Annotated in this window: 23 protein-coding genes; 13 read left to right on the top strand and 10 right to left on the bottom strand. The window is 72.3% G+C overall.

Going from position 1 to position 23,500, the window contains the following annotated elements:
- Positions 1-75 precede the first annotated feature (75 nt).
- Positions 76-1,038, bottom strand: a complete 963-nt coding sequence (locus J2S44_RS38105; protein WP_374727946.1) for an NAD(P)/FAD-dependent oxidoreductase — start codon at positions 1,036-1,038, stop codon at positions 76-78.
- A 41-nt stretch (positions 1,039-1,079) separates the two neighbouring features.
- Here J2S44_RS38105 and J2S44_RS38110 point away from each other — a divergent pair, with 41 nt between their 5' ends.
- The 3 genes from J2S44_RS38110 to J2S44_RS38120 all read left to right on the top strand — a co-directional run bounded on the left by J2S44_RS38110 (position 1,080) and on the right by J2S44_RS38120 (position 2,677).
- A complete protein-coding gene (locus tag J2S44_RS38110) occupies positions 1,080-1,364 on the top strand; it encodes a putative quinol monooxygenase (RefSeq protein WP_310424650.1) in 285 nt (94 codons plus the stop codon).
- Positions 1,365-1,440: 76 nt separating this feature from the next.
- Complete coding sequence (locus J2S44_RS38115; protein WP_310424652.1) at positions 1,441-1,815, top strand: hypothetical protein; 375 nt, start codon at positions 1,441-1,443, stop codon at positions 1,813-1,815.
- Positions 1,816-2,032: 217 nt separating this feature from the next.
- Positions 2,033-2,677, top strand: coding sequence for an HD domain-containing protein (locus J2S44_RS38120; RefSeq protein WP_310424654.1), 645 nt, complete (start codon positions 2,033-2,035; stop codon positions 2,675-2,677).
- 16 nt (positions 2,678-2,693) lie between these two features.
- On the opposite strand, the gene J2S44_RS38125 is transcribed toward J2S44_RS38120, so the two are convergent.
- Positions 2,694-4,196: a GGDEF domain-containing protein gene (locus J2S44_RS38125; protein WP_310424656.1), complete on the bottom strand. Its 1,503-nt coding sequence runs from the start codon at positions 4,194-4,196 to the stop codon at positions 2,694-2,696.
- A gap of 69 nt (positions 4,197-4,265) precedes the next feature.
- Positions 4,266-4,979, bottom strand: coding sequence for a GntR family transcriptional regulator (locus J2S44_RS38130; RefSeq protein ID WP_310424658.1), 714 nt, complete (start codon positions 4,977-4,979; stop codon positions 4,266-4,268).
- Positions 4,980-5,076: 97 nt separating this feature from the next.
- Between J2S44_RS38130 and manD the strand changes: the two genes are divergently transcribed.
- Genes manD through J2S44_RS38150 form a run of 4 tightly spaced genes read left to right on the top strand, consistent with a single transcriptional unit; the run spans position 5,077 to position 10,055 of the window.
- Positions 5,077-6,285, top strand: a complete 1,209-nt coding sequence (manD, locus tag J2S44_RS38135) for a D-mannonate dehydratase ManD (protein ID WP_310424660.1) — start codon at positions 5,077-5,079, stop codon at positions 6,283-6,285.
- Positions 6,282-7,637, top strand: coding sequence for a mannitol dehydrogenase family protein (locus J2S44_RS38140; protein WP_310424662.1), 1,356 nt, complete (start codon positions 6,282-6,284; stop codon positions 7,635-7,637). Before manD ends, J2S44_RS38140 begins: the two co-directional genes overlap by 4 nt.
- A gap of 37 nt (positions 7,638-7,674) precedes the next feature.
- Entirely contained in the window at positions 7,675-9,042 is a 1,368-nt protein-coding gene (locus J2S44_RS38145) for an MFS transporter (RefSeq protein ID WP_310424664.1), read from the top strand.
- The gene (locus tag J2S44_RS38150; RefSeq protein WP_310424666.1) at positions 9,039-10,055 is read left to right on the top strand and encodes an L-idonate 5-dehydrogenase; all 1,017 of its coding nucleotides are present in this window, start codon (positions 9,039-9,041) and stop codon (positions 10,053-10,055) included. The genes J2S44_RS38145 and J2S44_RS38150 overlap by 4 nt, the downstream gene beginning before the upstream one ends.
- A 158-nt stretch (positions 10,056-10,213) precedes the next feature.
- Here J2S44_RS38150 and J2S44_RS38155 read toward each other — a convergent pair whose 3' ends face one another.
- On the bottom strand, positions 10,214-10,609 hold the full coding sequence (locus tag J2S44_RS38155; RefSeq protein ID WP_310424668.1) for a hypothetical protein: 396 nt from the start codon (positions 10,607-10,609) through the stop codon (positions 10,214-10,216).
- Between the two features lie 640 nt (positions 10,610-11,249).
- On the opposite strand from J2S44_RS38155, the gene J2S44_RS38160 reads away from it, so the two are divergent.
- The 4 genes from J2S44_RS38160 to J2S44_RS38175 all read left to right on the top strand — a co-directional run bounded on the left by J2S44_RS38160 (position 11,250) and on the right by J2S44_RS38175 (position 13,834).
- The gene (locus tag J2S44_RS38160; RefSeq protein ID WP_310424670.1) at positions 11,250-11,897 is read left to right on the top strand and encodes a hypothetical protein; all 648 of its coding nucleotides are present in this window, start codon (positions 11,250-11,252) and stop codon (positions 11,895-11,897) included.
- 151 nt (positions 11,898-12,048) lie between these two features.
- Positions 12,049-12,642, top strand: coding sequence for an AAA family ATPase (locus J2S44_RS38165; RefSeq protein ID WP_374728049.1), 594 nt, complete (start codon positions 12,049-12,051; stop codon positions 12,640-12,642).
- A 334-nt stretch (positions 12,643-12,976) separates the two neighbouring features.
- Positions 12,977-13,285, top strand: a complete 309-nt coding sequence (locus tag J2S44_RS38170) for a hypothetical protein (RefSeq protein ID WP_310424674.1) — start codon at positions 12,977-12,979, stop codon at positions 13,283-13,285.
- 162 nt (positions 13,286-13,447) lie between these two features.
- Positions 13,448-13,834, top strand: a complete 387-nt coding sequence (locus J2S44_RS38175; protein WP_310424676.1) for a hypothetical protein — start codon at positions 13,448-13,450, stop codon at positions 13,832-13,834.
- A gap of 685 nt (positions 13,835-14,519) precedes the next feature.
- Here the strand turns inward: J2S44_RS38175 and J2S44_RS38180 are convergent.
- The 5 genes from J2S44_RS38180 to J2S44_RS38195 all read right to left on the bottom strand — a co-directional run bounded on the left by J2S44_RS38180 (position 14,520) and on the right by J2S44_RS38195 (position 17,389).
- On the bottom strand, positions 14,520-14,858 hold the full coding sequence (locus J2S44_RS38180) for a hypothetical protein (protein WP_310424678.1): 339 nt from the start codon (positions 14,856-14,858) through the stop codon (positions 14,520-14,522).
- Between the two features lie 156 nt (positions 14,859-15,014).
- Entirely contained in the window at positions 15,015-15,356 is a 342-nt protein-coding gene (locus tag J2S44_RS38185; protein ID WP_310424680.1) for an ImmA/IrrE family metallo-endopeptidase, read from the bottom strand.
- 296 nt (positions 15,357-15,652) lie between these two features.
- Entirely contained in the window at positions 15,653-15,958 is a 306-nt protein-coding gene (locus J2S44_RS43175; RefSeq protein ID WP_488193106.1) for a DUF8847 domain-containing protein, read from the bottom strand.
- 63 nt (positions 15,959-16,021) lie between these two features.
- Positions 16,022-16,405 (bottom strand): hypothetical protein, encoded by a 384-nt coding sequence (locus tag J2S44_RS38190; protein ID WP_310424682.1) that lies wholly within the window; start codon positions 16,403-16,405, stop codon positions 16,022-16,024.
- 624 nt (positions 16,406-17,029) lie between these two features.
- The gene (locus J2S44_RS38195) at positions 17,030-17,389 is read right to left on the bottom strand and encodes a hypothetical protein (protein WP_310424684.1); all 360 of its coding nucleotides are present in this window, start codon (positions 17,387-17,389) and stop codon (positions 17,030-17,032) included.
- A 251-nt stretch (positions 17,390-17,640) separates the two neighbouring features.
- On the opposite strand from J2S44_RS38195, the gene J2S44_RS38200 reads away from it, so the two are divergent.
- On the top strand, positions 17,641-18,264 hold the full coding sequence (locus J2S44_RS38200; protein WP_310424686.1) for a hypothetical protein: 624 nt from the start codon (positions 17,641-17,643) through the stop codon (positions 18,262-18,264).
- A gap of 204 nt (positions 18,265-18,468) precedes the next feature.
- On the top strand, positions 18,469-19,086 hold the full coding sequence (locus J2S44_RS38205) for a DUF1963 domain-containing protein (protein ID WP_310424688.1): 618 nt from the start codon (positions 18,469-18,471) through the stop codon (positions 19,084-19,086).
- Between the two features lie 228 nt (positions 19,087-19,314).
- Here J2S44_RS38205 and J2S44_RS38210 read toward each other — a convergent pair whose 3' ends face one another.
- Positions 19,315-23,490, bottom strand: a complete 4,176-nt coding sequence (locus tag J2S44_RS38210; protein WP_310424690.1) for an nSTAND1 domain-containing NTPase — start codon at positions 23,488-23,490, stop codon at positions 19,315-19,317.
- Between the last annotated feature and the right edge of the window lie 10 nt (positions 23,491-23,500).

Raw genomic sequence — 23,500 nt, forward strand, 5'->3', positions numbered from 1 at the left:
CGCCGTCGGGTTGCTGATCGGCGACGGTCGTCGGCTGCCCGGCACGTGGGTCGGGTGCGCCGGGCCGGCCGGTGCTCAGCCGAGCAGCGCGTGCGCCACCGCGCGGCCGGAGAGCCAGGCGGTCTGCACCCGGGGCCGGCCGAACGCGTCACCGCAGAGCCAGACGTCACCGTCCACCGCGTACCGGGCGTCGGTGGCCTCGTCCGGTTGCGCGTAGGTCCAGCGGTGCACGTCCACGACCGGCGGCGCGGACAGGCCGAGCAGCTCACCGACCGCGGCGGCGAGAACCGGCCCGGCGGCTCCGGGGTCGTCCAGGTGGCGCGCGGCCAGGGCGGCGGTCGAGTGCGCGACCAGGACCGGTGCGCCGTCGCCGCGCCGGTCGCCGTCGTCGCAGACGGTGGCGAGCACCGGGTGGTCGTTGACGAACGCGCCGGGCAGGTCGTCCCACTCCCGGGTGGGATAGCGCAGGACCGCCGCGATCACCGGATGCCACACCTGGGCCCGCGCCGCCGCCGCGATCGCCGGGGGCGGGTCCAGGCGCAGCGCCTGCGGTCCCGGCACGGCGAGCACCACCGCGTCCGCGTCCGCGGGCAGCCGGTCGACCGGCTGCGAGCAGCGGACGTCGAGCCCGTCGGCGAGGTCGGCCGCCAGCGACCGCAGCCCGCCCGGCGCCGCCCACCGCACCGGCCCGGTCGTCGGCGCACCGCCGGGATAGACCCGCAGCGTGTCCGTCCACGGCCGGATCAGCCCGCGCGTCTGCCACGACGCGACCTGCGCGGTGAAGCCCGGATCGTCCGCGACGAGGTAGGCCGCGCCCATGTCCGCGTACCGCCCGTCGTACCGCTTGCTGGCCAGCCGCCCACCGGGCACCCGCCCCCGCTCGAGGACCCGCACCCGCGCCCCGCCGTCCACCAGCGCCCGCGCGCACGCGAGCCCCGCCACCCCGGCCCCCACCACGACAACGTCCATGATCGCGACACTATCGAGAACGTCCCGTTGTCCGCTTCCGGTACGCCGTCGCGCGGCGGAACGTGGCATCGTCGGGACGCACACCCACGACGCCCCGCCGAGGAGACATTTTGATCATCATCGCCGGTACGCTGCACGTCCAGCCGTCCGACCGCGACCGCTACCTGGCCGGGGTCGCGGACGTGACCCGCCGGGCCCGCGCCACGCCCGGATGCCTGGACTTCACGCAGGCCGCGGACCCGCTGGACCCGGCGCGGATCACCGTCTTCGAGCGCTGGGAGTCCGACGACCGGCTGGACCGGTTCCGCGCCGCCGGCGCCCCACCGGCCGACCTGCCCCCGCTGCGGGGCGCCGACGTCCACAAGTACCGGATCTCCAGCGTGGAGGCTCCGTGACACCGGCCGCCCCCGCACCGGCCGCGGTCCCGGCTGGCCGCGGTGCGGCGGGTGCCGCATCAGGGATGGTCGGGGAATGCGTGACCTGGAAGAGCTGAGCCACCGGTGGTGGGACTGGCAGGTCGCCGGCTGGGACGCGGCCGGGCTCCGCCTGGTAGCGGACAACGATCTGACCTATCACCACAGCGTCGAGGTTACCTTCGTCGATGTCGCGTGGGCGGCGTGCGCGGACCTGTTCCACCACCCGGTCTTCCGGCCCGCGACGCCGGCCGAGAGGGAGTTCGCCCGGCAGGTCACCGCCGACGAGACACATCACGTGTTCGCGTGGGACGCCGAGACCGCCGCCGGAACCGTCACGATGATGGTCGTCGCCCAGAGCGTACGAATCGCAGCGGACTTCGTCCGTCGGCCAGATCAGGACGCGCCCTCCGGCGCGACCCCGGGTCGGTGAGCCGTACGCCGTGCCTGAACGGTCTGTCTGGTGCTGCGGCGGCCGAGTGGCTGGTCTCCCGACGTGGTCCGAGTTGCGCCGGAGCCGAAGGGCTCGATCGCGGTTGCCGAGGCTCCTCGGTTCGCACCGCGGGAAGATGCCGACACGGCGGGAAACCGTCGCTTCTCGTCCGGATCACGGGGGTTCGCAGCACGCCGGTCGGCCTAGGGTTTTCGGCATGGATCAGTTCGGTGAGGTGGCCGGCGTCCGCGTTCCGCGGACGCGACTGGCACGGGAGACGACGGCGTTCGCGCGGGACACCATGCCGGCGGTGTTGGTCAACCACGTGATGCGCACGTACCTGTTCGGCGCGATCCAGTTGCGGCGAACGGGTACGGCGTTCGACGAGGAGATCGCGTTCGTCGGCTGTCTGCTGCACGATCTGGGTCTGCTCGAGTCGTTCTGGTCACCGGCGGAACGGTTCGAGGTCGACGGCGCGGACGCGGCCCGGCGGTTCCTCGCCGGCCGGGGCACGCCCGCGGAGACCGTCGACGTGGTCTGGGACGCGATCGCGCTGCACACGTCCGGCGGCATCGCGTTGCGCAAACGCCCGGAGATCGCGATCGTGGCGCTCGGCTCCGGGCTCGACTTCGCCGGAATGGGCCTGGAGCACCTGCCGGACGGTGCACTCGGTGAGATCCTCTCGGCGTACCCGCGGCTGGGTTTCAAGAGGGACGCGCTGGACACGATGGTGGCGCTCTGCGCCGGTAAGCCGGCCGGCGTGATGATGCACTATTTCGCCGAGGTCGGCCGCCGGCACATCCCCGGGTTCGGCCTGCCCACGGTGGACGACGTGCTGATGGCCGCGCCGTTCGACGAGTGAGCCGCCACGGCTCCGGTCAGCCTCGCGCGGGCGCGTGCTCGTCGGCGGGCCGCCGGGCGTCGCCGACGTGGCCGCGGGGTGACATGCCGCCGTCCGTGACCGCGGTGCGGCCGCGGCCGTCGTTCTTGGCCCAGTAGAGCGCCCGGTCCGCGTCCGCGACCAGCTGTTCCGGCACCTCGTGCCCGTCCCACAGCGCCACGCCGGCGGAGAACGACTGGCCGTACGGCGTGACCGTGCGCATCCGGTCGAGCAGCACCGCGGCCTCGTCCGCGGTGACGCCCGGCAGCAGCACGCCGAACTCCTCGCCGCCGTAGCGGGCCAGCAGGTCGCCGGGCCGCAGTCGTTCGCGCCAGGCCGCCGCGGCCTCCTTGAGCAGGCGGTCGCCGGCCGGGTGGCCGTGCGTGTCGTTGTACTTCTTGAAGTGGTCGAGGTCGATCAGCGCGACCGCCACGGGCGCGCCGCTGCGCACCGCCTTGGCCATCTCCCGGCTCAGTTCCAGGTCCCAGGCCCGCCGGTTGGGCAGGCCGGTCAGCTGGTCGTTGTGGGCGAGCGCGCGCAGTTGCGCGGCCTGGTCCTGCACCCGCGCGACCAGGCCGCCCATCCGGCACACGACCAGCAGGAACAGCACCGCCGAGCTGATCGCGATGGCCGGCCAGTCGATGGCCGCCGGGTGGGCGAAGCCCTGCACGGTCAGCACGGCCGGCGCGAGCAGTGAGGCGGCGGCGAGCAGGGTGAGCCGTCCGCGGGTGAACCGTTCGGCCCGGTCCGGGGCGACCTCGGACAGCGCCCGCATCGACGGGTGCAGCGCGGCCGCGCCCCACAGCAGGTACATCAGGATCCAGCCGAAGTCGAGTACGCCGTCGGTGTAGACGGTGAACATGTTGACGGTGGCGTAGCCGACGTCGCTGACCAGCTGGGCGCCGATCGCGGCCATCAGCAGCCGGTAGCTGGTGGTCCGCGCGCCCGGCGTGGTGGCCAGCCGGACCACCATGACGAGCAGCAGCAGATCACCCGCCGGGTACGCGAGCGCGACCAGCCGTTGCAGCACGGTGAGCGATTCGTCCGCGGCGATCGGCCGCATCAGGAACGACCAGGCCAGCAGCGCGAGTCCGGTGGAGACGATGGCCGCGTCCAGCAGCCCGGCCCGGTCCCGCCCGGAGATCCGGCCCGCGATGAGCCGGTACGCCCCGGCCGCGAAGACCGGGTAGGCGAGCAGGTAGGGCACGTCCGCCGGGGCCGGGAAGCTGTCCCAGCCGAGCACGAAGTACTGCACCTGGTAGACGACGTCGCCGAGCGCCCACAGCGTGAGCCCGGCGGCGAACAGGTACCAGGGCATCACCCGCTCCGGCCGGTTCCGCCGGACGCCCAGCACGATCAGGGTGGCGGCGGCCAGCCCGAACAGGTTGTACACGGCCCAACTCCACGGACTCTCGGCCGGCAGCGAACGGTAGACGGCGGCCAGCAGCCCGCCACCGAGCAGCCACCACTGCCAGCCGGCCATCCGGCGTACGAGACTCATGGGTGGTTCATCGGCCGCGCGCCCGTGGACGTGAACGACTCCGGCGGAGAGCCACGTCACGCCGGCGGCTCAGTCCCAGACGACGATGTTGCGGCGGACCGGGGCCGTGCCGCCGTTGGAGGCGAACAGCTCGGGGGAGCGGGCGCGGATGCGTTCGACGTCGGCGAAGACGGCGCGCAGGTGGTGGCGCATGGCGGTGCGGGCGGCGGGCAGGTCGCGGCGGCGGACCGCGTCGAGGATGGCGCGGTGCTGGTCCGCGTTGACCGCGGGCGGGGTGGCGTCGTGCAGGCCGAGGCGGCGGGCGCGGTCGAGGTGGCCCTTGGCGGCGCTGACCGTGGCCCAGGCGGCGCCGTGCCCGCTGAGTCTGAGCAGGCCGTGGTGGAAGTCCTCGTCGAGCGCGAAGAAGTCCTCGACGGTGATGCCGGGACGGTCCTGGCGGCGCAGGTTGTCCTCGAGGTCGTCGAGCAGCGCCGGGTCGAGGTCCGGCGGCAGGTCGTCGAGCGCGGTCAGTTCGACGGCCTCGCGGATGAACTGGGCGTCGGCGACCCGGACCGGGTCGACCCGCGAGACGAACGAGCCGACCTGCGGGAACACCTGGACCAGGCCTTCCTCGGCGAGCAGGATCAGGCTCTCCCGGACCGGGGTGCGGCTGACGCCGAGCGCGGCGGCGAGCTCGTTCTCGCTGAGCGCGGCGCCGGGCGGCAGCTCCATGGTGAGGACCTTCCGGCGCAGCGTCGCATAGACCGTCTGCCGGTTTGTCCGTTTACGCCCGTCGGTCGCCACGGCTCCCAGCATAGGTGAACCGAATGCTTGACTTTCTGACCGACCACCACTTGTATACAAGTACCTGCTTACAAGCGCGTAACAAGGGAGTGATCCGGTGGCAACGATCGAACGGGTCGAGGTGCTGGTGACGTCGCCGGGCCGCAACTTCGTCACGCTGCGCATCACCACCTCGGACGGGGTGACCGGCCTCGGCGACGCCACGCTCAACGGGCGCGAGCTGGCCGTCGCCTCCTACCTCGAGGACCACCTGGCGCCGCTGCTGATCGGCCGCGACCCGGCCCGCATCGAGGACACCTGGCAGTACCTCTACAAGGGCGCCTACTGGCGGCGCGGGCCGGTCACGATGACCGCGATCGCGGCGGTGGACGTCGCGCTGTGGGACATCAAGGGCAAGGTCGCCGGGCTGCCGGTCTACCAGCTGCTCGGCGGCCGCTCCCGGGACGGCGTGCTGGTCTACTGCCACGCCAGCGGCACCGACGTCGAGGAGCTGCTCGACGACGTCGCCCGCTACCAGGAGCAGGGCTTCCAGGCGATCCGCGCGCAGGCCGCGGTGCCCGGGCTGAGCGGCAGCTACGGCGTGCGCAAGGGGCAGCTCTACGAGCCGGCCGCCACCCACCTGCCGGACGAGCAGGCCTGGAGCACCGAGGCGTACCTCGACTTCGCGCCCGGCTACCTGGCGAAGGTGCGTGACCGTTTCGGGTTCGGCTTCCACCTGCTGCACGACGTTCACCACCGGCTCACCCCGATCGAGGCGGCCCGGTTCGGCCGGAGCGTCGAGGAGCTGCGGCTGTTCTGGATGGAGGACCCGACGCCGGCCGAGAACCAGGAGGCGTTCCGGCTGATCCGGCAGCACACCACCACGCCGATCGCGACCGGCGAGGTGCTCAACTCGATCTGGGACGTGCAGGGCCTGATCACCGAGCAGCTCATCGACTACGTGCGCACCACGGTCGTGCACGCGGGCGGCATCACGCACCTGCGCCGGATCTTCGACCTGGCCGCGCTCTACGGCGTGCGGACCGGCTCGCACGGCGCCACCGACCTGTCGCCGGTGACCGTGGCCGCGGCCGTGCACGTGGACGTCTCCGTGCCGAACTTCGGCATCCAGGAGCACATGGGCCACACCGCGGAGACGTACGAGGTGTTCCGCGGCACGCCCCGGCTGGCGAACGGCATGCTGTACCCGTCGGACGAGCCGGGGCTGGGCATCAGCTACGACGACGAGGTGGCCGCGCGCTTCCCGTACGACGCGAAGTACCTGCCGGTCGCGCGGCGCCTCGACGGCTCGATGCACGACTGGTGACGCGCGTGCTGCTCTCCAGGGCCACGATGACGGATCTCGCGCCACCGGCCGCCCCGCGCATCCTCCACTTCGGACTGGGCGCGTTCCACCGCGCGCACCAGGCCGTGTGGACCGAGGCGGTCGCGGCGCGCACCGGCGAACCGTGGGGCATCGTGGCGGTCGCGCCCCGCTCCCGGGACACCGTGGCGGCACTGCGCGCCCAGGACCACCTCTACTCGGTGATCACAAAAAATCCGGACCACGCGGCGGTACGGGTGTGTGGCGCGCTCTCCGGCGCGCTGCACCTGGCCGACGACGCGGCCGAGGTCGCGCGGCTGCTGACCGCGACCGAGACGACCGTGGTCACGCTGACGATCACCGAGAAGGGCTACTTCCGTACCCCTGACGGGCATCTAGATCTCCAGACCGACCACGGGAGTACGGTGGTGGGCGCACTGACCCGGGGACTGCGGGCCCGGCACGCCGCCGGTGGCGCGCCGCTCACCGTGATCTCCTGCGACAACATGGCCGCGAACGGTGCCGCGCTGCACGGCGTGGTCCGCGACCTCGCGATCGCGACCGGCGCCCCCGACGACTTCCTCACCTGGCTGGGCACCGGCGTGGCCTGGCCGTCGACCGTGGTGGACCGGATCGTACCCGCGACGGTGGCCGGTGACCGTGACGTCGCGGAGGCCGCGCTCGGCCTGCGCGACGAGATGCCGGTCGCGGCCGAGCCGTACCGGATGTGGGTCATCGAGGACACGTTCGCCGCGGACCGGCCGCGCTGGGAACTCGACGGCGCGCTGATCGTCCCGGACGTCACCCCCTACCAGCTGACCAAGCTGCGGCTGCTCAACGGCGCGCACTCCGCGCTGGCCTACCTCGGCGCGGCCGCCGGCCTGACCACGATCGCGGACACGATGGACACCGAGTGGGGCCCGCGCCTGGTCCGGCGGCTCGCGGCCGAGGTCGGGCCCACGCTGCCGGCCGGCGGCCCGGACCCGGCCGAGTACGCGGACAGCCTGGTCGACCGGTTCGGCAACCCGGGCATCCGGCACTCGCTGCGGCAGATCGCCACCGACGGGTCCCGCAAGCTTCCGGAGCGCTGGTTCGGCGTGCTGCGCGCGACCGGTGCCCCGATCCTCGAACTGGCGCTGGCCGGCTGGGTGCACGCCACCCGCCCGGACGCCGCCGCACCCGACCCCCTCGGCGCCGACCTGGCGCACTCCTGGGGAATTTATCGCGATTTATCAGATCTGGTCGCCGCTCAGCTCCGGCTGGCCGGCGCACCTGATCTCGCCGACCGCACCGAGCTCGTGAACTCGGTCGCGGCGCGGCTGCCCGCCCTCCGTGACGGGCGCATCGAATTCTGACGTTCTCTCCCGGTTTGACGTTACGACGGAGTTCCAGATGACCGATACATCCGCTGCACCCACGCCGGCCACGCCGGTCACGCGCAGCACCAAGGACCTCACCCGGGCCGCCGTGTCCGGGTGGCTCGGCACGGCCATGGAGTTCATGGACTTCCAGCTGTACTCGCTGGCCGCCGCGATCGTGTTCAACCAGATCTTCTTCCCGGACGTCTCGCCCGCGATCGGCCTGATCGCGGCGATGGCCACCTACGGCGTCGGCTACGTGGCCCGGCTCGCCGGTGCGATCTACTTCGGCCGGATGGGCGACCGGATCGGCCGCAAACGCGTCCTGTTCATCACCATCGCGATGATGGGCGCGTCGACCACGCTGATCGGCGTGCTGCCCACCTACGCCACGATCGGCATCCTCGCGCCGATCCTGCTCGTCGTGCTGCGCCTGGTCCAGGGCTTCGGCGCGGGCGCGGAGATCGCCGGCGCCACCGTCATGCTCGCCGAGTACGCACCGGTCCGCCGGCGCGGCCTGATCGCGTCGCTGGTGTCGCTCGGCACGAACTCCGGCACGCTCGCCGCGTCCGGCCTGTGGGCGATCCTGCTCGCCGTGCTCACCGAGGAACAGCTGCTCAGCTGGGGCTGGCGCCTGCCGTTCCTGCTCAGCTTCGTACTCATGATCTTCGCGGTGTGGATGCGGCGCTCGCTCAAGGAGAGCCCGGTCTTCGAACAGCGCGCCGACGTCGTGGACGGCAAGGCCGTCGCGCTGTCCGCCGTCGACGGCTCCTCGACCGTCGAGGCCGCGCTGCACCAGCGCAAGGGCCGCGCCTTCTTCCTCGCGCTCGGGCTGCGCTTCGGCCAGGCCGGCAACTCCGGCCTGGTGCAGACGTTCCTGGTCGGCTACATCGCCACCGACCTGCTCGTCGACCGCTCGGTGCCGACCACCTCGATCGTCTGGGGTTCGCTGCTCGGCTTCGCGACGGTCCCGCTGATCGGCCTGCTCGGCGACCGGGTCGGCCGGCGCCCGGTGTACATCGGCCTGACCGTGGCGACCATGATCCTGGCCGTACCGCTGCTGCTTCTCATCACCGGCGGCACCACGGCGGGCATCATGGCCGGCATGATCCTCGCGCTGAACGTGGGCGTGCTCGGCCTGTTCTCCCTGGAGAGCGTGACCATGGCCGAGCTGTTCGGGGCCCGCACCCGGTTCACCCAGCTCGCCCTGGCCAAGGAGATCGGCGGCATCCTCGCCACCGCGATCGGCCCGGTCACCGCCGCCGCGCTGACCGCGTGGACCCAGCACTGGTGGCCGATCGCCGCGATGCTCATCGCCTACTCCGCGATCACCCTGGTCGCCGCGCTGCTGTCGCCGGAGACCCGCGGCCGCGACCTGGTCCGGCTGGAGGACGCCCGATGAGGGCCGTCGTCGTGCACGGCCCGCGGGACGTCCGGGTGGACTCGCTCGACGTACCCGCCCCCGGCCCCGGCGAGGTGCGCGTGGCCGTCGAGTGGGGCGGCATCTGCGGCTCCGACGTCTCCTACTACGCACACGGCGCGTCCGGCACCGCCACGGTGCGGCACCCGCTGATCCTCGGCCACGAGATCGCCGGCCGGGTCGCCGCGACCGGCCCCGGCGTCCCGCCCGATCTCGTCGGTGTGCCGGTGGCCGTGCACCCCGCGTCCCCGGCCGGTGAGCTGCCCGCACGGCTCGCCGGCCGGACCAACCTCAACACGCGGGTCCGCTACCTCGGCTCGGCCGCGTTCGACCCGCACACCGACGGCGGCTTCGCCGAGGCCGTCGTCGTCCGCGCCGACCAGCTGCGGCCGCTGCCGGACGGCGTCTCCACCCGGCACGGCGCGCTCGCCGAACCCCTCGCGGTCGCCATGCACGCGGTCTCCCGCGCCGGCGACGTCACCGGCCGGGACGTGCTGGTCAACGGCGCCGGCCCGATCGGCTGCCTGGTCGTGGCCGCGCTCCGCCTCGCCGGCGCGGCCACGGTCACCGCCGCCGACGTGGCCGACGCGCCCCTGGCGACGGCCCGCGCACTCGGCGCCACCGAGGTGATCAACCTGCGGTCCGGCGGCACGCTGCCGTCCGACGCCGAACTCGTCCTCGAGGCCTCCGGCGTGCCGGGCGCACTCGGCGCGGTGCTGGCCGCCACCGCGCGCGGCGGCACGCTGGTCCAGGTCGGCAACCTGCCCGGCACCCCGACCCCGGCCGCGCTCGGCGACCTGGTCACCCGCGAGATCACCTGGATCGGCTCCTACCGCTTCGCCGACGAGATCACCGACGCGGTACGCGCCCTCGCCACCGGCCTCGACCTCGAGCCGCTCATCGCCGCCACCTACGACCTGACCGACGCCCCCGCCGCCCTCGACCGCGCCGCGGCCGGCGGCAGCGGTGGCAAGATCATGCTCCGCCTCGGCTGAGCACGATCCCCCACGCGGTCCCGGACTTGAGCACATCACTCGGGGGAGTCCGGGACCGCGCGGGGCCACTGACAGGTGCGCCCCGGCACCCACCGGCCGCGGGGTCCCGGTATCGGCCGTCGCCACCGGCGTCTCGTCGGCGCCGCCGCGCGCGCCGTTCAGTCCGGTTCGGTGCGGCGACCGGGACGAGGCGCGGCTTCCGCGGTCGTCCCGGATCCGGGTGACAGTGCCGACGGATCCGTTCGAGCACCCAAGCCAAGCCCGCCAGCAGCGCCACCGCGACCAGAGACGGCACGGATCGGGCGATGCGCATCCCCGCGACGGTTGACGTACACGCGGACCGTACTACCGCGCGCCGCCCCCTCGGTCGGTGCGCGACCCGCACGCTCGCCCTCCCACATGTAGGTCGACCGGTACTCGCGCACCGACCCGTGCAGGCCGCGCACGCTCAGCACCGTCGCGCCCGCACGCCCACCGCCCAGCACGGTCTCCAGGTGCACGACGAGGTCGAAGGCGCTTGTCACACAGACGCTCAGCGCGATGAAGGTCACCATCCCCGTGACAGCCCGCCACCGCCACGATTCCACGCCCGCCGTCCTGACCGCTCCGCGCAAATCCCCGCACGAGAGCGGGTCCGAGGGCTTGGCCGAGGGGTCGAGATGCCGTGCCTCTTCTCCAGGTCGGCGGCGACGTCTTCGAGACCGTCGTCGCCGTAGTAGAAGTTGTCCAGCTGCGCTTCGATCTCCGCGGTCGCGTAGTAGTCGACCGGGTCGACGGGCTTGACGCCCACCGATGGCTGCCGCAGCGTCGCGGTGGACAGGTCGGCGACGTAGACGACCTGTCCCGGCAGATCGCCGAGAACGCTGAGTCCTTCGCCCCAGAAGAACAGCAGCTCCCCCGACTCGGGGAAGGGCAGGTCCAGCTGATCGTGGTCCCGCCATGCCGTTCGCGGGTGGCCAGCACCTCAGCCGACCCCCACGGCTGCGGGCCCCGCCGGTGCCTTACCTCAGACCTGAGACCGCATGCCTGCGCCGGCCCCGTCTGTGCTGAACCGGTCCAACCTGCTCATCGAACTCGGACGGGACGTGCACGGCATGCACAGCCCGCCGTCGGCCCGCGTCGCCGGAATGACCGAATCGAAAACCCGTTCGCCGGGACGGCGCGGCGGCGTGTCCGCCCCGGTAGTCTCGCCGCGTGAATCTGAAGGTGATCGAGGGCCGGTTGACCGGGACGCGCGTCGGAGCGGGTGTGGAACGGCGCGCGTTCGGGGAGTTCGTCGGGCCGCGCGGCGAGCTTGCCTCGTATGCGTTCGGCTGGACGACCGGCTCCGATCCCCACGTCGCCCGGCTGACCGTGGGGATCGGGGCCGGCAACCCGGGCGGTGCCAGCTTCCACGCGATCGTCTTCGACGACGAGGGCCGCTACGCCTGTTCGCTCGTCGACGCGCCGTTCGAGCGGGTGCCCGAGGGCGGCGCCGACCTCACCGCGAGCCAGGCTCGCGAGCACGCGGACCTGCCGTTCGTCTGGTGGGTGGTGGACCGGGTCATGGAACGCGACCGGCGCGCGTGGTGGATGACGCACTGGCTGCTGGGCACGACCAGCATCCAGACCGGTGAGGTCTTCGCACGGACCGAGCCGATTCTGTACGTCGGTCACGACGCCGACGACGGACTGTGGCAACTCATCGGCGCGAGCGACGCCGACCCCGCCACGGGCAAGCTCGGCCATCTGCACCACGCCGTCGAACACGACCTCACGCTGCTCGACATCCTCGACCTCGCGCCGGGCGAAAGCGTCTCCCGGACAGCACCGTACGCCCCGTGGACCGCCGAACACTCCTGAACCGGGCGGAACGGCGGCGGGGACGCGACCACGGCGGACCGAAGGCCCGCCTCCGCCGGCGGCAGATCGGGGTGCCCGACGGCGCGGCCGGCCGCTGTTAGGATTCGCTGTGCCGGATCAGCGCGAACCCGAGACCCCGTGCGTCGAGGACGTGCCCCGGACACGGAGCACGCTCGTCGTCATCCGGGGCAACTCGGCCAGCGGGAAGACGACGGCCGCCCGGGAGGTCCGCGCCCGCTACGGGCGTGGAGCCGCGCTGATCGAGCAGGACTATCTGCGCCGCGTGCTGCTGCGCGAGCACGACATCGGCGGCATCGACGCGGCCGCCCCGGCAGTCATCACCGCCACCGCCCGCGCGGCGCTCGAACACGGATACCACGCGATCGTCGAAGGCATGCTGATCGCCTCCCGATACGCCACGGCCCTGCGCGAGCTGATCGCCGGCCATCGCGGCCCGTCACACGTGTTCTACCTGGACGTCAGCCTCCCGGAGACACTACGCCGGCACCGGGGCAAGGACGGTCTGGCCGGCGTCACCGACGAGGACCTACGGTCCTGGTACACCGAGCGGGACCTCCTCGGCGTACCCACCGAGACGGTGATCGACGAGTCGTCGACGTTCGAGGACACGGTCACCACCATCCTGCGCGAGTCCGGTCTCGCCACCGCACCTCAGCTTGCCGCCTGCCCCACCCGCTGCCCGCGCTGCCAGGAGAAGACCCGGACCCCACCGGGCCGCCGATAGACAGCGAACCGCCGGCGACCCGCCCGGCCCCCGGACCTTCCCGGCCCTCGCGCACGGACCGGCGGCAGTGCCCGCGGAGCCCGACAGTGGCTCGTTCGGCCCGCGCGTGACGGCTGCGACGGGCTGGCCAACCGCGGCAACGGCCCTGACGCACCATCCTCGCTCCTTCCGCGGCCGCCTCGCATCCGGGTGGTGACGCCGTCACCACTGGTGGAGCGCCGGGGCCGATGCACGTGTCCGGCCGTGGTCGCGGGAGGTGCCTGAGAGACTTCCCGGCAGAGACCAGCGAAAGGCGACCATGGACCCCAGGCCGTTGACGACGAGGGAACGTGCGGTGCTGGACGCGCTGCTGAGCGCCGGCATCGACAACGCCGACGCGCTGCGTGCCCAGGCGGCCCGCGCGGTCGTCGTCGGCGGCTGCTCCTGCGGCTGCCCGTCCGTCGACTTCGAACCGTACCGTGGAATCGGCATGACGATCCGGGTCAACGCTGTCGTTCCCGGCACCGACGAGCAGCTCTTCCTCTACACCATCGTCGATCCCCGCCGGGGTGAACTGCTCGGCGGCATCGAATGGTTCACCGTCGGGGACACCGTCGCACCCGAACTCCCCGCCCCCGAGCTCCTCGACATCACCCCGGCATGACGATGGTCCTGCGGGTCCAGAACGGGGATGCGTCGACCCGCTCACATGCCATCGAGCGTGCGCTCCGGCCACCGAAGGTGGTCCCGCAGCGCGATCCGGTGCGTGGCCGGCCTGCGCGCAGGGCGCGCCGAGTGGAGGACATCGCCATGGCAGGATGATTCGGTGGACGAGGCCAATCAAGCTCTGCGCGCGCGACTGACGACCCTCGACGGCGCGATAGCCGAACTTGTGCACAACGGCGAGGTCGCCGGTTGGCTGGCCATCCAGACCGCGCCGTTCAGGAACCTGTTCTCCGTGAAGCAGGTCGGATGCTGGCTTCTGTTCACCTGGGCGGACGGAACGATCGAGATCGAGGAGGACTACCCGCCCTTCGCTGTCCTGCCCGGCATCCTCGAAGGAACGTTCCCGAGCGACGACGGCGGGCCGGACTACGAAGTGCGCTGGGTGACCGATGACCGCCGCGGCGAACTCCGGCGACACTACGGAATCCACGAGGCACCCGGCTATTACATGGGCCGCGCCCCGAAACAGCAGCGCGATCACCCCTGAGAACGCGGCCAACCGCCTGGGTAAGTTCCCGGCGGCGTGACATTGCAACAACCCGCGCACCGGGCCGCAGGCAGTGGCCGACGGGTCGGCACGCCGACTACGCCCTCGCCGCCTTCGTGGCATCCGGCACCGGCCACGTACGCGCGAAACTGCCGAACGGAGTACGCCGGGCAGGGCCGGAGCTGAACACGCGGGCGCGGGCGGACAGTTCGGCCGGTACATCCACGACGGTCTCGCAGTCGGCGACGAGCCGCTGGGCGGCATACCGTCGCAACCCTCGACCGCCCATACTCGGTCGGCGTGCTTGCGGCCGGCGGCAAGCATCGCCTTGTAGCCGTCACGATCGGTGGCGAAGCGGCCTGACCCGAGGGCCAGCTCCCGCTCGTTGATGACTCGATGGTCGCGGACCGCTTGTGTCGATCCACCCCGATGATGACCCGAGCCATCTGCTGATCTCCCTCCCCGGTCCCGACATGGACGTCGGCGGGAGGGCAGCGCTACTTCGAGCTGGGCATACTCCTCTGGAGCCTCTTCACGCCACGGTGACCAGCGGAGCGCACGCCAAATGAGAGCCACACCAACTACGGTGGGCAGCCGATGAGAGAGCTGTCCCGCTGGTCACCTCGACCAAGCCTGGCCGGGCTGCGGTCGTGCTGCCAGCAAACAAGTAGCCGATGAGAGCACATCAGCTGTCGGACTGGCGCCGGAACCGGCGGGCAACGATCAGAGTGCCGGCAGGCACGTCGCCTGCGCGTGCGCCGCGCAGGAGAACGAAGGGTCCCTCTCCCGGAGCCTCGTCGGCGACCGGAAAGTCCACATGCGCGTCGTCGATGAGGATCCTTGTGCCATCGGGCCTTGCTAGTTCGGCCGAGAATTCCACTACCAATGACGCTCCGAACTCGGGAGCTGCCGGGCCACTTATCAGGGCACCGAACACAACGATGAACTCATCGGAGTGCCGTCCGTTCGGCTCGTAGATCCGACCGTCGGTCACGAACTCAATCGGTGGTACTTCACCATCCATGGCCTCATTCTCTACTAGATGCGCTTGCCCTCTCATGCCGCAGTCCGCGCGTGCTGGCGCCCTCGCGGGTTGTCACCCTGCGTATAGGGCGCGGGACGCTCCCGAACGCACGCTCTTGCCGATGAGAGTGCGTTCGTGCATCCCGGCCGTCAGCCGCTATTCGGTCAATGCAGATCTGGAGAACGCAGCTCGGACCGTCGGTTTCCAGCGGCGCGCGAACATTTCTGCAAACCGTTCATGTTCCGATGTCCGTCGCACGCTGTAGAACTTCCGAGCACGGTGTTGAAGCACATGATGTCCAAGCTCGTGCAGCAGAACGTCGAACCGCATGAAATTCTGCAATTCCGAGGCTTCGTTCTCCGGTTGTTCGTACAGGAGGATCTCGCCGGGTGTTCGGGTCCGGCCGTAAACGATCGATCGTCGATCGAAGTCCTCGGTCTGGCGCAGCTCGACGACGCGCAAGCCGTACCACGCTTCCGGCCCGATGGCATCCAGCACCGCACGAACGTCTTGCTTGCCTGCCGGGTGCGCGAATCCAGGACGCGGAGAGTGAACGCGGATTCGCACCCGTTCGAGCTGCGTAGCGTTACGGAGCGCCTGCCGATGCCGGGGGTCTGTTCGCAGGCTTCGACTCACAACGCAGATCTTCGACGTCCGAACCCAGGCTCGGCAACTTGTTTTTCTGTTCGGCCCCAGCGTCGAGAACTTTGTAAGCGCAGAGTGACCATTCATGACAAGCCCAGGGGGCGGGCATCCTCATCTGCCGCCGACAACGCGCGGCTTCGGTAAGTACGTTACGAGGTGTCGTCCTCGCCGCTGAAGAGGTAGACCCACGCTGACGGCTCGGTAGCGTCGGCATCCAGTAGGTAGGCGTGCCAGTTTCCACTGCCGTGCCGTACGCGTAGTCCGGCTGGTGGTCTGGCCTGGTTGTCCAGTCCTACGATCTTGATTCGACCGTGCGAAGGGCCACCGCGCAACCGCACACCTACTTCGCCGTTCACCGTCTCGCCACGCAGCTGGCGCCGAATGATCTCGTGCGAGTCTAGGACTGCCATGCCAGCATCTGACCACACTGCCGACAATCGCAACAGCAGGCACATGGCGCCACACCTTTACGCGGATCTGCCGCGATCCGCGCGCCGGCGTTTGGAATCTCGACCGGATTACCGTGGATCAGCGGTGTCCCAAACGTAGCGGAAGTGGGTCGGGTCGCGATGCCATTTTCGCAGCACCGTCAAGAGTTCTGACTCGTCGGCCGCCGTAGCGCTGCGCAGACAGACGGCAGCGATGTCGTAGTCGAGTCCGTCGATCGCTGCGGCGTCGTACTCCCAGTGCTGAACGGTGAAGGACCGGGCAGTGCTCCGGTGGGTCCACCGCTCGGCGCGGGCCTGGGCATCGGCGTCCACGCTGCCCGGCGTGATGTCGACGAAGGCGCGTCGTCCTGGTCCGGTCGGGGGCACCTCTACTGCAAGCCGCTTGCCGAGCCGCAGCGCTGACAACGACTCCAGCGGCCAAGCCGACTCGTGCGTCATGACGATCCGCAACACTCGGTGGACACGAGACGAGGGTAGAGCAGGTTCCTCACGCACCTGACCGAACATCCGGATCTGCCGCTGTCAATGCGTTGTTGGTTATCGAGGGTTGGTCACGTTGCGCCGATGAGGCAGGGGCACGTCTGGTCCTGGTGCTTGTAGTCGTAGGAGTGGGGATGACCGCAGTAGCGGACGCTGAGCAGGGTGTGCTGGGGTCGGTGGACTGGTCCGGGCCAGCGCCGCATGCCGGGCACGGTGTCGGCGCGTCTGGTCCGGTCACCGTCGGCGCTGTGCGGGCCCGCCAGGCAACGACGCGCTCGGCCACGGAGTCGAACTCGTCGTCGGCCACGTCGAGCGGCCGCGCGGCGGGCGGGCGGGCGCGACGAGCCTCGGAGTCGTTCGCGACTGCGTAGTGACGAGCAGCCCGGTTCACCGCACGCGTCCACGAGACGTGGCCGCCCGGCGGTATCCGCTCGTGCGACCGCCAGTGTGTGCGTGGGCGGGACGTCGATGTTCGCCGGTAGCAGGCGGAAGCGAGACGCGGTCCAGCCGGCTTCGAGTCCCGGGTGGCCGGCATGAGATCGGTACCGGTGCGGTGCCGGCCACGCGGCGCGGGATCTGCCGGGGCGGGGAGTGGTTTCACCTGCCGGGTCGTCGAGGGCCCGATCGCCGGTCGCTACGTGCCGGGCCGGACCTGCGGGGGCGTGACGGCTGATCAGCCGGGCTGTCGACGGCGCCGGGGCTGGAGAACAGCACCGACGGTGCCGCACGCTGGGAGGACACGGGTGGCGGCCACTGCGATGCCGTGATCTGTGCGCCGGTGACGGGTGGCGTGGGTGAGATCTGGTCGAGCAGACGCTGTGCCATAGCGGCGTTGATCTTGTGGTCAGCGCTGATTCGGACATCGGCGGCGGTTGCCAGGTCGACGACGTCGTCGCTGGTGAACGTATCAGCTCCGACGGTGCTCAGCCGCCGCGCGAATTCCTGCATGTCAATCATCTGCAGCCTCATTCCGGGGTTGCTGTTGATCCACGGTAACCCCCGCCCCGGTCGGCGGTTACCGCACCCGCCGCCCGGTCTATTGCGGCCCACAATGATGCCAGCTGCTCGGCGGTCCCGTCTCGTCGGCCGGCCGATTTCGTACGATGGTCGGCGGGGCCGTCACACTCCGCGCAACGCGCGCTTGCCCGCGACGCGCGGAAATGCCGGGACGAGTGTGTCACGTCGGAGAATGTGTGAGGCTGCGGCGCGTGGAATACCCTCTCGAGGTACTTCGATCAGCGGCAGCCGATCCCGCCTCCCCGGCGTGGAGCACCATCTGGCAGCAGTCGTGCCATCAGGGCACCTGTGACCCCGCGAGCGCTGCTCTTCTGCCCTGGCTGTCGACGACGATTGCTGCCTTTCCCGCGGACCGGCGCGAGGCACCGTTGGCTCTGGCCGGCTTCATCGCGGTGGACGCCACCGATGCGGACCGCGCTTGCTACGCCGACGACATCGCGGCCCTGCGCACGATGGCGGTCGAGCGTCTGCCGGCGGCATCCGACGATTCGGCGTTCGTCTACCTTCTCCAGGCGATCCTGGGCTTCGACGGCGACGACACGTGGGGCAAGCACCTCGATCACCTCAACGACGGAGAGGTCGAGGTGCGATGCCCGGAGTGCGATGAGGAAACCCTGGTGAACCTGTCCGCCGGTGACCCTGACATCGTGCCCGGACTCTCCGGCGAACTGGCCGAACGTCTCCATGCCGAGGCGACGCAAGCCGGTCGCGTGGCGGTCGCCACGAACGTGACCCGCCTCTTCGGCCGGATCGTCTGTCCCGGCTGCGGCAATCGGTTCGACGGAGCCGACAATGTGGCGGGTGCCTCCACCTGATCCGGCGCCATCCGAACCTGCCGCGATCCCGATGCTGCCATGGGGCCGGTGCTGTGCCCGCTCGTGACGCTGCCACCGCCGCGGGTGCCGCGCCGTTCCGCGAGACGGCGACGACCGGGCCGTTCCGCGAGACGGCGACGACCGGGCCAGCCGGGCCGGTGAATCACGCCCGGGTGGCCGGGCGGTGCGCCTAAGGTCAGGCGTATGCGTCGTCCAGTAGCGTTCGAGGAAGCCGGTGCGGCGGTTGCCGGGCCGGTCACCAAGCTGTGCGGCCGGCCCACGTGGCTGGACGGGCCGCAGTGGCCGGTGTCGCGGGCACTCGGGCGGCCGATGTTCTTTCTCGGCCAGTTCCGGTTGGATGACGGGCCGGACGGCGAACCTCGGCTGGCCTATCTATTCATGACCGACAGCGAGACGCTGCAGATCCGGGACGACGATTCCGGGTACGACGAGAACCGGCCGGGGATGCCGGACGTCCACGAGACGTTCGAACCCGAGGCGGGCGAGAACGCGGTCATCGTCCAGCCGGGTGGGCGGGTGCCGTCGTTCGTCACCGTGCGGGCGATGGACGAGCCGCGGATGTGCTGGCGCGACGAGGATCATCTGCCGGTGGACGCTTCGCCGGCCCCGGGCCGGGTGCCGATGCAGTTCCTCGGCGGCGAACCGGTGTGGTTGCAGTTCGACCAGACGCCGGCACCGGGCTGGCGACTCGTCGCGCAGCTGACCGAGCAGCTCGGTTTCAACTTCGGCGATGACGGCGTCGGCTACGTCTTCGTCTCGCCGGACGGCACCGAGGGCCGCTTCCTCTGGCAGTGCCACTGACCGACGCACCAGCCGAAGCCACACCCCACACCGGGCGCGGACGACCGAGCCCACGAGCCCGGCGCGACAGCCGAGCCCACGCGCCGGGCGCGACAGCCGAGCCCACGCGCCGGGCGCGACAGCCGAGCCCACGCGCCGGGGCGCGGCACCCGAGCCCACGCGCCGGGCACGGCAGCCGGAGCCGGTCCGGCGAAAGCGCATGACGCGGACCGCGGCGCGGGCGGCCGGTCAGGGGCAGCCGGCCGGGTGCGCGCGGCCCGCGGCCGTCTCGGCCGGGACCAGGACGCGGCAGACCGAGGTGAGGGCCGCGGACGGGTCCAGGTTCCAGACGCCGGCCGTGTTGTCGGCGGACGCGGTGACCAGCAGCGTGGGCGTGTGGAAGGCGATCGAGTTGATCAGGTTGACGTGCCCGGTGAGCTGCGCGGTCAGCGTGCCGGTGCGGACGTCCCAGAGACGGACGGTGTTGTCGACGTCGGTGGCGGTGGCGAGGGTACGGCCGTCCGGTGACCAGGCGACCGCGATGATCATGCCGGGGTGCTCGCCGAACGTGCGCGGTGGGCCGCTGCCGTCCGCGGCGTAGATCTGCAGGTGCCGGTCGACGCCGCCGACCGCGACCTCCCGGCCGTCCGGACTGCGGGCGGCGTCGACGATCTGGCGGGTGCCGACCGGGTGGGCGGAGTCCCGCAGCAGGTTCGCGACGCGCCAGGTGACGAGCTGCGCGGCGGTCGGGCGATCGAGTTCGCCGGTGACGTTGACGATCGCGGCGACCGTGCTCCCGTCCGGGCTGAACAGCAGGTCGGACACGGTGTCCCCGCCGGTGTCGAGGGTGCCGCGCGGCTGCAGCGTACGCGTGTCGAACAGCGTCGTCAGGCCGGTGGGGAAGCCGCTCTCGTCCGGCGGGCCGGACCCGGTCGCGGCCAGCACGGCACCGTCGGGGGAGAACTCGATCTGGACCGGGGTGCCGAACCGGTCCGGCGCGCCGACCGTGACCTCGCCGCGGACCGTGCCGTCCGGCGCGCGGACCTGCACACGGCCGTCCGTGGTGGAGATCGCCGTCGTGCCGTCCGGGGCGATCCGCAGGTCGTGTGCGGGCAGGCGGGTCTCCGCTCGGCGTACCGTGTCGCGGGTCTCGAGGTTCGTGATCGTCAGGGTGCCGTCGCGGGAGACGGCGGCGACGCGCGGGCCGGTGGGGTCCGGCACGGCGTCGACCACGGGCTCCGGGTGGAAGATCCAGTTGTCGCCGCGGCGGAACACGGCGGTCGGCGCCTCGGTGCCGGCGACCACCACCACCCGGCCGTCCGCGGAGATCGCGGCGGTGTGGGGCGCGCCGGTGAAGCCGACGAAACCGCGGTTCTCCTCGCCGTCGGGCAGCGGCCACGAGTTGAGGTGCGCACGCTGCTCGGTGCCGAACGTGAGCAGCCGGTTAGTGGGCGTGACCACCAGCGGGTCGGGGGCGCGGGACCGGGCCGGGTCGGTCAGCGTGGCGATCTGGGCGCCGCCGTCGACGCGCCAGGTGCGGATCACGCCGTCCTGACCGTTCGTGACGAGCACGCCGCCGGCGGCGAGCGCGACCCGCACGGTGCCGGGCACGGACATCAGCCGGGCGCCGTCGCGGATCCGCCAGACCGCGGCGCCGCGCCGGCTGTCCGCGGCCGCGGCGTACGCGCCGTCCGGGCTGACCGCGAGGTCGAACGGGACCAGGTCGCCGATCCCGAACGAGGTCGTGCGCGCGCCGGTCTCCGCGTTCCAGCCGCCGAGCTGGTGGTCGCCGGTGACGTCGGTGCGCATGGCGACGAGCGTGCCGGTGCCGGGCAGCCACGCGGCGGCGCCGAGCGCGGGCAGCCGGTGTCGCCGCGTACCGGCGGGCACGTCCCAGATCTGCACGCCGTTCTCGACCGGCACGCTGATCGCCAGGTGGCGGCCGTCCGGGGAGAACGACAGCGACAGCACCACCTGACCGGGCGCGGCGACCAGATCCGGCCCGGTCCGGGTGAGCGTCGCGGTGTCCCACAGCTCGACGTGCCCGTCCACGTGTCCGATCGCGATCAGTGAGCCGTCCGGGCTGACCGCGGCCGCCGGACCGCCGAAGCCGGTGCCGAGGCTGCCGGACGCGCTGGTCATCTGCGCGGACAGCAACGCGCCGCGGGCCTCCACGGTGGGTGCCTCCGCCCACGCGGCCACGGCCCGGCGCATCGCGGTCAGGTCGTCGCTGCCCAGCGTGGTCAGCGTCGCCATCGCCAGCTGCCGGGACACGGCCTCGCGCCGCCGCTGCTGGGCGTCGCTGCCCTGGTCGACCGCGACGACGAACCCGGCCACGGCGAGCAGCAGAGCCACCCCCAGAGCGGAGGCCAGGACCCGCAACCGGTGGGTACGCCGTCGGCGCGCCCGCTCCGCGGCACCGGCCGCGACGGCGCTGGCCTCGAGGTAGTCCCGGAAGACGTCACCCGGTGCCGGCGCTCCGGGGCCAGGTTGATGCGACGTGCCGGGCTCATGTGCGGCCGATCGGGACGCGGCCGGTGGGGGCGCCGCGGGCTGGGGCGCGGCGCCGGGGTCGTGCACGCCGGCCAGTTCGCGGGCCGCCGCCAGCCGGGCGCCGCGCAACAGCAGGTCGGGATCGCGGCCGGAGGCGTGCCAGTCGTCGGCCGCGTCGCCGAGCCGCTGGCGCAGCAGCAGTTCCTCACGCGCGGTGGCCAGCCAGTCCGCCAGCCGCGGCCAACTGGTCAGCAGCGCCTCGTGGCTGATCTCCACGGTCTCGTCGCCCGCGGTCAGCAGCCGCGCCGAGACCAGCAGCCGCAGCACCTCCGCGTCGATCGTGCCGCGCGGCCCGCGCCGCCGTACCGGTGTGCCGCCCGCCGCGATCGTGACCAGCCCGAGCATCGCGGTCCGCAGCCGTTCCCGCCCGGGCGGGTCGAGGCCGAGATAGATGCCCTCCGCGGTCTCCGCGACCGCGTGGTGGATGCCGCCGGTCGCGCGGTAGCCGGCCACGGTCAGCCGCCGTCCCTCGCGCCGGGTCCAGGTGGCGTGCAGCGCGTGCGCGAGCAGCGGCAGCGTTCCCGGCTCGGGCCGGTGCCCGGGTGCTCCCGGCGCGGTCAGGTCGCGCAGCAGCAGCTCGGTCAGCCCGGGCTCGACCGTCAGCCCGGCGCGCGCGGCCGGCTCGGTGACCACCCGGCGCAGCTCCTCGTCGCCGAGCGGTTCGACCACGGTCATGCCGGCGGCCAGCATCCGGGCCAGCGGCGGCAGCTCGGTGCACGCGGCGTAGAAGTCCGCCCGCACGCCGATCACGACCAGCGCGGGTGCGGCGTCGGCGAGCGCGTCCGCGAACGCGATCCGCTCCGCCGGGTCCGGACACCGGGTGAACAGCTCCTCGAACTGGTCGACCACGATCACCGGCCGCTGCCCCTCCGCGGTCAGCCGCCGGATCGTGTCCCGGCGGCCGGCCGAGGTGCCGGTCGCGGTGAGCGCGGCGATCCGCACCGACAGGTCGGCCAGCGGGTGTTCGCCCGGCGTCATCAGCACCCACGGCCACGCCGTCGCCTCCGTGCCGAGCCCGCCGGCCGCGATCGCCGGGAGCAGGCCCGCGCGCAGCAGCGACGACTTCCCGGCCCCGGAGACGCCGGTGACGATCAGCGGCGGCCCGCCGACCCGCTGCTCGGCCAGCCGGCCGAGCAGCAGCGCGGTCTCCCGGTCACGGCCGTGGAAGAACGGCGCGTCCACCGGCTGGAAACTGCTCAGCCCGGGGTACGGGCAGACCGCGTCCGCCGGCGGGAGCGGCGTTGCCGGCGGCGGGCCGGAGGAGCGCAGCTGCGCGTACGCGATCAGCTGCCGCCGGATGCCGTCCAGGCGCGCGTGCAGTTCCACGCTCTGCGTCGCCAGCCGGTCCTGGACGTCGTCCAGCACCCGCCGGGAGTCCGCGACCATCCAGCGCAGCTCGCCGATGTCCGTGCCGAGCACGGTGAACGCGGTGACCAGCTCGTCGCGCCACCGGGTGTCGTCGGCCGCGACCGCGGTCAGCGTGGTCCCGACCGCGTCGACCGCCCGCAGCAGCCGCCCGACCTCGGCCCGCAGCGCCCGGCCGTTCTCCCCGTCCGATGCCAGCAGCGGCTCCAGCTCGGCCGCGATCGCGGCCCGCCACTCCGGCTCCGACGGCTCCGGCCGCCCGCGGAACCGGCGGGCGGTCCGGGTCAGCGTGTCGGTGAGCACGCCGACGCCGATGCCGCCGATCTGGCCGAGCGCGGCCGCGAACGCGGCCGGCAACTGCAGCGCCACCGCGGCGACCGGCGCGATCGCGGACGCGGTGACCAGCGCGAGCACCGCGTACGGCCCGGCGCGCTGCGCCTGCCGGCCGGCGTCACGCACCCAGGCGCGCAGCCCTTGCCGGGCCCGGTCGGCGGCGTGGTCGTCCACACATGACATT

The sequence above is a fragment of the Catenuloplanes niger genome (assembly GCF_031458255.1).
GTDB classification, from domain to species: domain Bacteria; phylum Actinomycetota; class Actinomycetes; order Mycobacteriales; family Micromonosporaceae; genus Catenuloplanes; species Catenuloplanes niger.

What these genes read in the sequence shown, in the direction of transcription:
- J2S44_RS38105 (WP_374727946.1), bottom strand. Translation starts at nt 1,038, where the DNA reads ATGCCACGTTCCGCCGCGCGACGGCGTACCGGAAGCGGACAACGGGAC.
- J2S44_RS38115 (WP_310424652.1), top strand. Translation starts at nt 1,441, where the DNA reads ATGCGTGACCTGGAAGAGCTGAGCCACCGGTGGTGGGACTGGCAGGTC.
- J2S44_RS38120 (WP_310424654.1), top strand. Translation starts at nt 2,033, where the DNA reads ATGGATCAGTTCGGTGAGGTGGCCGGCGTCCGCGTTCCGCGGACGCGA.
- J2S44_RS38125 (WP_310424656.1), bottom strand. Translation starts at nt 4,196, where the DNA reads ATGAGTCTCGTACGCCGGATGGCCGGCTGGCAGTGGTGGCTGCTCGGT.
- J2S44_RS38145 (WP_310424664.1), top strand. Translation starts at nt 7,675, where the DNA reads ATGACCGATACATCCGCTGCACCCACGCCGGCCACGCCGGTCACGCGC.
- J2S44_RS38150 (WP_310424666.1), top strand. Translation starts at nt 9,039, where the DNA reads ATGAGGGCCGTCGTCGTGCACGGCCCGCGGGACGTCCGGGTGGACTCG.
- J2S44_RS38155 (WP_310424668.1), bottom strand. Translation starts at nt 10,609, where the DNA reads ATGGTGACCTTCATCGCGCTGAGCGTCTGTGTGACAAGCGCCTTCGAC.
- J2S44_RS38180 (WP_310424678.1), bottom strand. Translation starts at nt 14,858, where the DNA reads ATGGATGGTGAAGTACCACCGATTGAGTTCGTGACCGACGGTCGGATC.
- J2S44_RS43175 (WP_488193106.1), bottom strand. Translation starts at nt 15,958, where the DNA reads ATGTGCCTGCTGTTGCGATTGTCGGCAGTGTGGTCAGATGCTGGCATG.
- J2S44_RS38195 (WP_310424684.1), bottom strand. Translation starts at nt 17,389, where the DNA reads ATGATTGACATGCAGGAATTCGCGCGGCGGCTGAGCACCGTCGGAGCT.
- J2S44_RS38205 (WP_310424688.1), top strand. Translation starts at nt 18,469, where the DNA reads ATGCGTCGTCCAGTAGCGTTCGAGGAAGCCGGTGCGGCGGTTGCCGGG.